At 38.0% G+C, this 9,334-nt stretch carries 10 protein-coding genes and 2 pseudogenes; 7 read left to right on the top strand and 5 right to left on the bottom strand.

All coding sequences use genetic code 11. From position 1 onward, the window contains the following. From BAMA_RS24785 to BAMA_RS22695, 4 genes and pseudogenes are all read left to right on the top strand, one after another. The coding region (locus tag BAMA_RS24785; protein ID WP_034644198.1) for a hypothetical protein at positions 1–837 on the top strand (837 nt) is incomplete at its 5' end. A 251-nt stretch (positions 838–1,088) separates the two neighbouring features. Beyond that, positions 1,089–1,406 (top strand): annotated as a pseudogene (locus tag BAMA_RS22710) (DnaB-like helicase C-terminal domain-containing protein); the annotation flags it as partial. A 125-nt stretch (positions 1,407–1,531) separates the two neighbouring features. After that, complete coding sequence (locus tag BAMA_RS25060; protein ID WP_051759065.1) at positions 1,532–3,106, top strand: HNH endonuclease; 1,575 nt, start codon at positions 1,532–1,534, stop codon at positions 3,104–3,106. A gap of 17 nt (positions 3,107–3,123) precedes the next feature. After that, the gene (locus tag BAMA_RS22695) at positions 3,124–3,738 is read left to right on the top strand and encodes a DNA-3-methyladenine glycosylase (RefSeq protein ID WP_034644193.1); all 615 of its coding nucleotides are present in this window, start codon (positions 3,124–3,126) and stop codon (positions 3,736–3,738) included. Positions 3,739–3,796: 58 nt separating this feature from the next. Here the strand turns inward: BAMA_RS22695 and BAMA_RS24325 are convergent. The 5 genes and pseudogenes from BAMA_RS24325 to BAMA_RS24320 form a co-directional block, all read right to left on the bottom strand. After that, positions 3,797–4,108 (bottom strand): annotated as a pseudogene (locus BAMA_RS24325) (DUF4362 domain-containing protein); the annotation flags it as partial. A 176-nt stretch (positions 4,109–4,284) separates the two neighbouring features. Then, positions 4,285–5,454, bottom strand: coding sequence for an RNA-guided endonuclease InsQ/TnpB family protein (locus tag BAMA_RS22685; protein ID WP_034644191.1), 1,170 nt, complete (start codon positions 5,452–5,454; stop codon positions 4,285–4,287). Beyond that, positions 5,447–6,052, bottom strand: a complete 606-nt coding sequence (locus BAMA_RS22680; protein WP_034644189.1) for an IS607 family transposase — start codon at positions 6,050–6,052, stop codon at positions 5,447–5,449. Before BAMA_RS22680 ends, BAMA_RS22685 begins: the two co-directional genes overlap by 8 nt. Positions 6,053–6,497: 445 nt before the next feature. Beyond that, positions 6,498–6,707: a hypothetical protein gene (locus BAMA_RS22675; RefSeq protein ID WP_034644187.1), complete on the bottom strand. Its 210-nt coding sequence runs from the start codon at positions 6,705–6,707 to the stop codon at positions 6,498–6,500. Positions 6,708–6,835: 128 nt separating this feature from the next. After that, positions 6,836–7,015, bottom strand: coding sequence for a YflJ family protein (locus tag BAMA_RS24320; RefSeq protein ID WP_415782868.1), 180 nt, complete (start codon positions 7,013–7,015; stop codon positions 6,836–6,838). 134 nt (positions 7,016–7,149) lie between these two features. Here BAMA_RS24320 and BAMA_RS22670 point away from each other — a divergent pair, with 134 nt between their 5' ends. From BAMA_RS22670 to BAMA_RS22660, 3 genes are all read left to right on the top strand, one after another. Further along, a complete protein-coding gene (locus BAMA_RS22670) occupies positions 7,150–8,217 on the top strand; it encodes a branched-chain amino acid aminotransferase (protein ID WP_034644184.1) in 1,068 nt (355 codons plus the stop codon). 380 nt (positions 8,218–8,597) lie between these two features. Next, the gene (locus BAMA_RS22665; RefSeq protein ID WP_034644201.1) at positions 8,598–8,906 is read left to right on the top strand and encodes a metal-sensing transcriptional repressor; all 309 of its coding nucleotides are present in this window, start codon (positions 8,598–8,600) and stop codon (positions 8,904–8,906) included. A gap of 17 nt (positions 8,907–8,923) precedes the next feature. Beyond that, positions 8,924–9,121, top strand: coding sequence for a cation transporter (locus BAMA_RS22660; RefSeq protein ID WP_034637125.1), 198 nt, complete (start codon positions 8,924–8,926; stop codon positions 9,119–9,121). Positions 9,122–9,334 lie beyond the last annotated feature (213 nt).

Genomic DNA, 9,334 nt, shown 5'->3' with positions numbered 1-9,334 from the left:
GGCTATCCACCAATAAAACGGAACCGAAAGATTGCTGATGATGAAACGAAACGTGTTGGTCTTGACATTGGTTCTTCTACAATCGCAATCTGTAGTGAAAATAAAGTAGAACTTCGTGAGCTTGCGCCAGAGTGTCACGTTGATGAAGCTGAGCTGCGGCGTATCCAGCGCAAAATGGAACGGTCTAAGCGGGTGACCAATCCCAATCATTTCAACGAAAATGGAACGGTGAAGAAAGGGGAAAAAACGTGGAACTTTTCTAACCGATATAAGAAACTGCTGAAGAAGCGTAAAGAACAATATCGAAAAATCGCTGTCTGGCGGAAAATGTCGCATGAGAAATTGGCAAACGATCTTCTTGCCCTTGGTTCTGATATCCGAGTGGAAACGATGCGGTTTCAATCCCTACAAAAGCGAGCGAAGAAAACAACCCGTCATAAGAAAAATGGGAAGGTGAACAGTAAGAAGCGATTTGGTAAGTCCATCGCGAACCGTGCGCCAGCGATGCTACTCACGATTATTGACCGAAAACTGGGATACCAAGGAAAGTCCATTAAGAAAATTGATACGTACGCTACAAAGGCGAGCCAGTTTAATCATCTGACTCGTGAATATACGAAGAAACCACTCTCAGAACGTTGGCACGATGTTGGGGAGTTTCGTATTCAACGTGATTTATATAGTGCTTTCTTAATCGGAAACACAACGGAAATGCTCAATGCAGTTGATGTGGATGTATGCAACGCACAATGGGAAAACTTTGTTGCACGACATAATTGTGAGATTGCACGTTTAAAACAATCACCGAGTAAAACATTGCGTTGGTTTGTCGCATAATACAAATATGATTGGTCATGACAACGCCCAAGAAAAGTCGGAACGATAAGCACACAAGGGGTCTAGCGGCCTGCTTGGAGAGGTACCTTGCCGCGCGCAATATGTCCGTTAATGTTCTAGGAGAACGTACGCCAGTACTTTGGTAGAAACTCTTTCTCTAAGGAAAGATAAGGGTACCATTGAGAAGTATACGAGGCAACACTTTGCCAATATATCTTAGAACCCCACTACTTGAGTGGTGGGAGTTGTCAGAGCTCATTACAGGTGATTCGAAATATAGAGGAAACAGGTTTCAAGAAATGAGTGAAATCTCTCGTAGGTTAAAGCTATTAGCTCGCGATTTAAATGTATGCATCGTAGCCTTGTCACAGCTATCACGCGCGGTTGAATCACGCCAAATTGAACAAGATGCAGACGCCATTATGCTCATGTACCGAGAAGATTATTATGATCAGGAAACAGAAAATAAAGATATAACGGAAATTCACGTCGCAAAGCATCGTAATGGACCAGTTGGATTGGTGAAGCTGAAGTTTCTGAAAGAGTATGGGAGGTTTGTGGAGGGATAGAAAGAGGATGTTAAGGAACCTTTTTGTTAATTTACTGACAGAAAGGTTTTTGTTTTTTTGTTATAATTTAATTTATAAATATTATTAGTTTGATCAAATCACATTCTTTTTGTAGGAGGAGACAGATGAATAAGAAGTTTCTTTATAGAATAAGTGAAATTTTAGTAGCATACGCAAAAAGAGGAGAATTAATTGAATATGGTCAGTTGAGTAAAGAAATTGGTGGAGCAGTCTCTCCAGTGCAGTTAAATAAGCCACTAGGAGTTATATCTGAGATGTGCATTGAACGAAACATGCCACCTTTGTCTGCAATTGTGATTAACCGAAATAGTCAAATGCCTGGAGAAGGCTTTTTTACATATATTGCTCCTTTAATGGGATATACGAATCTAAAAGGAAGCGAGTGGGATAACTTTTATTATGAGCAGCGCGATAAGGCCTTCGAGTACGGAAATTGGGATGCTTTACTTTCTGGTTTTCATGAAACAGTACGCCAAGCGCGTTCGAACAATACATGGATTTTCCAAGGTAACCCTTTATATTTTCGTATTAATGATTATATAGAAGAAAATGAACAGTGGTTCTGGTCTTTAAATCAAGAACACTATAAAGATGTTTTAAGAGAAGGAGACACTGTTTATATTTGGAGGTCTGATGGAGGACAAAAAGGGACTGGTGGAGTCATTGCGAAGGGGAAAGTTACATGGAATATAAAACAAACATCTCATGGAGCTGTTTACTGGATTGATGAAGACAGAACGGATGAGAAGGAAATGATTCCTATTAATCGTGAACAAGTTTTAAAACAATCTTCAATAGCTAGAATGGAATTAGCTGAGCATCCTGTTTTACATAACTTACTTATTTTACGAATGGCCAACCAAACGAATTATCTTTTATCATCGGAACATGGGGAAGCTTTAGATAGATTATGGGCGGAAAAGATAGAAGGAGAAACATTCGTATTTAATGAAAAGCAGTTTATTCGAAGTGTACGTGAAAAAGAATATGAAAGGAAAGACAATACGCAATACTATATTTTAACTGCAAAGTGTTCTGGTGATGAAGGAGAACTTGAATATCGTATAATGTTGTTAGAAGATGGAAAAGTAGTTTGTAAAAAACGTTTAAGAAGTTCTTTAAAAAAACAACTGCTTACAAAGGCAAAGAGAAGGGGATTGAAGCTTTTGTTTGAGCATAATCCATCTGTATCTATACAGGAAGTTTCTATGGTTCATTATAAACAAAATCGTCCCAAAGCAAGTTTGTGGGAGTTAGAAAATCAAGAAATATTTAAAAAGATGTTCTCTACAATACAGAAGCAATGTAGAGATAAAATCGTAGAAGAAGATATTACATCAGAGCTTGCACAAGAGGATTCTTTTTATACAGAAGGCGCTGCGACTGTATACTATGGAACACGTTATGAACGGGATGTGCGCAATCGCTCTATGGCAATTGAGATTCATGGATGTTCATGTGTTGTATGTGGATTTGACTTTGAGAAAGTATATGGGGAAAGGGGAAAAGGGTTTATCGAGGTTCACCATGTAAAGCCATTAAGTATGCTTGAAAGCGTGGTGGAAATTAATCCGAAAGAGGATCTTGTCCCTGTTTGCTCAAACTGTCATCGAATGATTCATCGGAAAAAAGATGAAATACTGACTGTAGAAGAGTTGAGAGCTATAATACAGTCATAAGAAAAGGAGCCAACAAAATGAAAGCACCACCATCTTTTTACAAAGGCGACACGCTACAAATCGCAAAACAACTACTCGGTCAAAAACTTGTACATATTGTAGATGGCGTAAAGCGAAGCGGTATTATCGTTGAAGTGGAAGCATATCAAGGACCAGAAGATAAAGCGGCACATAGTTACGGAGGAAAACGAACAAACCGGACGGAAGTGATGTTTGGTGAACCAGGTTACTCTTACGTCTATTTAATTTACGGGATGTATCACTGTTTTAATATCGTAACAGCGCAAGTTGGCACACCACATGCGATTTTAATTCGTGCGCTTGAGCCAGTTGATGGGATCGAGGAAATGAAATGTGCGCGCTATGACAAAAGTGAGATTACGAAAGCGCAGTATAAAAACTTAACGAATGGACCAGGGAAATTATGCAAAGCGCTTAGTATTACAATGGAAGAGAAGGGATTGTCGATGCAAAGCGATGAGTTGTATGTGGAGCTCGTTTCGGAGGAGGAACATTTAGATTCACAGTATGAGATTGTAGAGGGCCCGCGCATTAATATTGATTATGCAGAGGAAGCGATTCATTATCCGTGGCGGTTTTATTTTGAGAAGCATCGGTTTGTTTCGAAGTAGAAAAGCTATGGTTGAAGTGTTTACAAATGACTTCAATCATAGCTTTAAATAGAGTGGTTTACTTAGGGACTTTTATTAATTCAACGATATCCGGACATTCTAGTTTATAAGTTGTTGCCTCGTTTTCAACTTCTTTTATAATGCGTTGACAAGTATTGTTGGAGTATTGAAGTCCTTCACTTTCTTTCTCACTTGTTTTCGTGTAGTCGACATCATAATAGATAGATGGGGAATCAATTTCTTTCTTTATTGTTAAATCCATAATAAGTGGTTCATCTTTTTCATTAAAGCGAGTGATTCGAACAGAACCACCTTTATTTGCATTGTATTTCTCTATGAAATGATTTAGTTTTTCTATGTTGTATATTTTTCCGATGTTAAAACTTTATAAATTTTTACAAAATAAATTGTAATTATAAGGTTAAATTCCCTGTTCAACGAGTCCCGCCTTGCCGAAGCTACTACGGTTTGATATAACTCTCCGAGGGCTTAAATTCCCGTGCATCACACGGTACATATCTAGGATTTAGTTTGGAGTTAAGCTTCCTAGATTGAATAATTCGCTAAATTGATTGAAGCATTCAAATCACGATCGATTTCTAAGCCACAATCACACTTGTAAACACGGTCTTTCAGTTTTAGATCAGATTTAATTTGACCGCAACTAGAACACATTTTAGACGATGGGAACCATCTGTCTGCTACTGTTACATCAATACCAAGATAAAATTTGGCTTTGTATTCAAGTTGTCTTCTAAATCCGAAAAACTTTTGATTTGCGACCGATTTAGCTAAGTGCTTGTTCTTCATCATGCCTTTAACATTCAAGTCCTCCACGACTATCTTGCTTGGTTTTTGCTTGATAATCGACTTTGTGGTTTGATGAAGGTAATTGTCCCTAATATTCGTCAATCGTCTGTCCACTCGCTTACGAAGCCTCTCTAACTTAATAATATTATTGGTCTTCACAAACTTCTTGCCATCTTTGTTTGCCTCGTATTTTCTACTGATTTTACGGGACATCCGCCGATGTTTCTTTTCCAGACGCTTGACTTCACGTTTTTTGTTGATGTTGCCGAAGCTCAAACCTTCTATGTTGGTAACAGCCAATTCTTTAATTCCTAAGTCAATACCGATGGATAAATCTTGGTTAGGTGTCCAATCTTCTTCCGGAGTTTCAATCCCACAAGTTAGATACCAGTCCTTGTTGTCATATCCAACACGGACGTTGGAAACCTTGATTTTATCCTTCCTATAATTGCCTTGGGGAAGCCTTCCTTCATCCTTCATTTTGACGAAACCTATTTTTTCAAAGTAGACCTTGTTCTCATAGACCTTCAACTTACGTTCATCATGGTAGAAGGAAGGTTTAGACTTAGATTTTTTCTTGAACTGCGGGTAACCTGCATCGGGAAATGGAATTCCTTTTCTAAGGTTTTCACGAAACACTTTGAACGCCTTAGACATGTCTTGAAATACGTTCCGCCAAGCATCGGCACTTATTTCACCTAGCCAAAGGTAATCTTTTTTGGCTTTCTTAGTATCGGTAATCATTTGCCTAGCCTGAGCTGTAGAGACGTTATTTCCTTTTTCGTATTCGGCTTTGATATAACCAAGACCAACATTCCAAGCGCCCCTAGCGTGATTGGCTGTTTTCCATAACATCGACTCTTGTTCTTTCGTGGGATAGAGCTTGATTTTAATGGCTTTAATCATCTTTTTTCAGTTCCTTAATCAGTTCCTTGGTTTTTTTGGAATGTTTCCCTTGGAGCTTGCAACTGAACACTGTGATAATCTGAACCAAATCCTCAACGACTTCCTCCTGTTCAGATTTCTCATTGTGGTCGATGATTTCGATGCTCACATTGTTCTTGTCGCAAATGTTTTTGATGAGTTCATAGCCAAATCGGACAAGCCTATCCTTGTAAAGAACAACGATTTTAGAGACTTTCTTATCCATTACCAAATCAATCACTTCATTTAAGCCTTTCTTGTTGTAATTGATACCACTTCCGATATCCGTCACGATTTTAAAAGGCTTTCCTTGCGCCAACAGATACGTCTTCATGTTCTGAACCTGTCGCTCCAAATCTGCTTGTTGCTTCTTAGAGCTGACACGGCAATAACCAACTACAATCTTTTCCTCGGCTATCTTCCCAAGTTGCTCTTGTAATTGTTCTTCTGAATAATACCTATAGCCTGTATCTGGGTTCACATAGGCGGGTTTTAACTTGCCTTCTTTATCCCAATTGCGTAAAGTCTGAGGATTGACATCAATCATATCAGCGAATTTTCTTATTGAATATCTTTGCATTACAATCACCTCTAAAGTAATTAGAACACAAACACCTTTAATAATTACAATTATTTTATAATATTTTATAAAGTTTTAACTGTTCACTACCAAGCGCAACTTTGACAGCAGTTCTCTTATGAACTTCTCATGCTTTCACATGAGCGCAGACTATATGTTTACCCGAGGAATCGGGTAGAGGATTTTTCCACCACCATAAGCTTGTGATGTACTCCCGTCAGCTATACAGGATAGTCGTTGAACGTTCCCCAGTTGAAAGGGGAGTCGATGCGGAAGACCGATTGTTCCATAGCACTTAGGATTTAACCATATGCCATCCAACTGATTTTTTCTGATTTCTCAACATTCACGCTTAGATTTTTATCTTACGTTGTAGTTCAGCTGGCTTTACGGATTGCCCGCAGTTAACCCTCGCTACGCACAGTTTACCTATGCGCACGGCTTTCTATATAACATTACAAATACCATTGAATTTGTAACAATTTATAAAGAATTTGTTACCGTTTCTTTCGATAATATCGCCTTTGTCTTTAGCTGTTTCAAAGGTGTATTCTTTCTTTTCTGTACGATTTACTGTATCTTGAGAGCAAGCGCTAAGAGTAAATATAGCGGCAAGGATTATGAATAGACTATATTTGAGAGAGCTTTGTTTCATATATACATCTCCTTTTAGTGTGTTTGTATAGTTAAATTATACCATTTTGAATGGGGTTTATATATGTATAGTGTGAATAGAAAAATATAATCGGTAGAGAATACTCCACCGATTAACGTAATTTCACCTTATTGTTTTTGCTCTTTCACATCCAACCACAAATTCCGCAAAACATGCCCCCGGTAACTCTCTAATTTCCGTCCTTCATAATGACGAATGCCGAGTTTCTTTAATTCATGGACGTACCAGCCCTTTGATCCGTAATGCATATGTCCCCACTCTCCTTTGTATCTTTTCAACCAGTATATGTATCGATGTAAGAAGAAAGGATTCTTTTTTTGTATGAAATGCTTCCCACCTGTAAAATTTTCCTAGAAATTAATAATCAGAAATATTATAATATAAAGAAAATTATATTTATCTAAACAGGGAGGCATACATGATGAATCAGACTATAGAATTCATTCGATCTACAACGAGGAAAGATAAACCAGGTGTATCATCTTTAGGATTTGGTAATTATTTTACGGATCACATGTTTGTAATGGATTATGATGAGACGAATGGGTGGCATAGTCCGAGAATTACTCCTTATGAACCGTTAGTGTTAGATCCTGGAGCAGCTGTGTTTCATTATGGTCAAGCAGTATTTGAAGGGCTGAAAGCATATGAAACATCAGATGAACGGATTTTATTATTTAGACCAAAAAGCAACATTGAGAGATTTAATATTTCAAATGAAAGAATTGGAATTCCACCTCTAGATGAAGAGTTAATGTTAGAGGCGCTAAAGCAACTGATTGAAATTGAAAAGGATTGGATTCCTGAAGGTGAGGGAACATCTTTATATATTCGTCCGTTTGTTATTGCGACGGAGCCTTGTTTAGGTGTAAGACCATCAAAACAATATAAATTTATGATTATTTTATCACCGGTTGGTTCGTATTACGGTGAACAGTTAAAAGCAGTTAAAATTTACGTTGAGAGTGAGTACGTTCGCGCTGTTAAAGGCGGCGTAGGTTTTGCGAAAACTGCGGGTAATTATGCGGCGAGCTTACAACCGCAAATTAAGGCCGAGAAGTTAGGGTATGACCAAGTATTATGGCTAGATGCGGTGGAAAAGAAATATGTTGAAGAAGTAGGAAGTATGAATATTTTCTTCAAAATTAACGGGGAAATTGTAACGCCAAAATTAAACGGCAGCATTTTAGGCGGTGTAACGAGAGACTCTGTTGTTGAATTGTTGCAGCACTGGGGTGTACCTGTGCGCGAAGAAAAAATCTCAATTGCAGAAGTGTACGAGGCGTACCAAAAAGGTGAGCTAGAAGAAGTGTTTGGAACAGGTACGGCAGCCGTTATTGCACCAGTTGGCGAGCTAAGCTGGAACGGTGAGAAGATTACGATTAATAACTTTGAAATTGGCGAGCTTTCGCAAAAAATTTATGATGCGATGACGGCGATTCAAAATGGAAAAGAAACCGATCCGTTTGGTTGGACGGTAGAGGTGTAATAGAGGGAAGAAGCTGACTCAGAGCAGGATGGGTCAGCTTCTTTATTATGTATTTAGGAAAAATAATCCCAATAGTAAATAACAACAACGATTAAAGATGCTTAAAAGACCTGCAGCCCCTTTGTATTTGTTTCTTTTACTGAGAAGATTTACTTTCGTCGAGTAACATACCCTTATAAGGTATTGGTAATGACTTGTTAAAAATTCTAAAAATTTCAAAATACCTATTTACATACGTAAGGGGGGTATAGTATACTGATTTTGAAAGGAGGAACAAAACATTTTATAAACGTGGAGAAATGAAATAATAGAATCATGAAGAAATATAATATAAATAATTTCCTTTCATGTAACAAGAAGGAGTGAAGGGTATGGCAATGATGGAGAGCAGTGCCTGCTGTAGCGATCATAGGCAACAAAGTCATCGTACGAGCGAGGAGAAAAATAAGCTGATCGTACGATTGAACCGAATTGAAGGGCAAGTTCGTGGTGTTAAAGGAATGATTGAAAAAGATGTATATTGTGATGACATTTTAAATCAACTTGCCGCTGTTCAATCTGCGCTAAATGGCGTTGGAAAGCTATTATTAGAACACCATATGAAGAGCTGCGTCATTGAACGCATTCAAAATGGTGAAGATGAAGTAGTAGATGAGTTGTTAAAAACAGTAAATAAACTAATGAAATAAGAAAGAGGGAGAATAGTATGGAAAATATCGTATTACAAGTAGAAGGTATGTCTTGCGGTCATTGTGTCGGAGCAATTGAAGGAGAGTTACGTAACTTAGGGGTAGATGGAAAAGTAGATTTAGCTGCAAAAACAGTAACAGTTACATTAAATGATTCTGTATCTGCTGAAGATGTGAAGAATGCAATAGAAGAACAAGGATATGACGTTGTATAACAACAAAAATATATGGGCGGTTATGAATGTAACTGCCCCATTCACATATATGCTGAAAGGCATAAAAAATTTTAAGTAATTATATACCTTATAGGGGTATAAGAGAAAGGGAGATTACAATGGGGGCAAAACAGGAAACGCTTCAAGTAGCAACTCTTCAAATAACTGGTATGACATGTGCAGCATGTGCAAATCGGATTGAAAAAGGGATTG

Source organism: Bacillus manliponensis, assembly GCF_000712595.1.
Taxonomy (GTDB): Bacteria; Bacillota; Bacilli; order Bacillales; family Bacillaceae_G; genus Bacillus_A; species Bacillus_A manliponensis.
This window is presented reverse-complemented; position numbering and strand designations above follow the sequence as displayed.

Coding starts and splice junctions, on each gene's coding strand:
- BAMA_RS22685 (WP_034644191.1), bottom strand. CDS start 5,454: ATGATTAAAGCCATTAAAATCAAGCTCTATCCCACGAAAGAACAAGAG.
- BAMA_RS25060 (WP_051759065.1), top strand. CDS start 1,532: ATGAATAAGAAGTTTCTTTATAGAATAAGTGAAATTTTAGTAGCATAC.
- BAMA_RS22660 (WP_034637125.1), top strand. CDS start 8,924: ATGGAAAATATCGTATTACAAGTAGAAGGTATGTCTTGCGGTCATTGT.
- BAMA_RS22680 (WP_034644189.1), bottom strand. CDS start 6,052: ATGCAAAGATATTCAATAAGAAAATTCGCTGATATGATTGATGTCAAT.
- BAMA_RS22675 (WP_034644187.1), bottom strand. CDS start 6,707: ATGAAACAAAGCTCTCTCAAATATAGTCTATTCATAATCCTTGCCGCT.
- BAMA_RS22695 (WP_034644193.1), top strand. CDS start 3,124: ATGAAAGCACCACCATCTTTTTACAAAGGCGACACGCTACAAATCGCA.
- BAMA_RS22670 (WP_034644184.1), top strand. CDS start 7,150: ATGAATCAGACTATAGAATTCATTCGATCTACAACGAGGAAAGATAAA.
- BAMA_RS22665 (WP_034644201.1), top strand. CDS start 8,598: ATGGAGAGCAGTGCCTGCTGTAGCGATCATAGGCAACAAAGTCATCGT.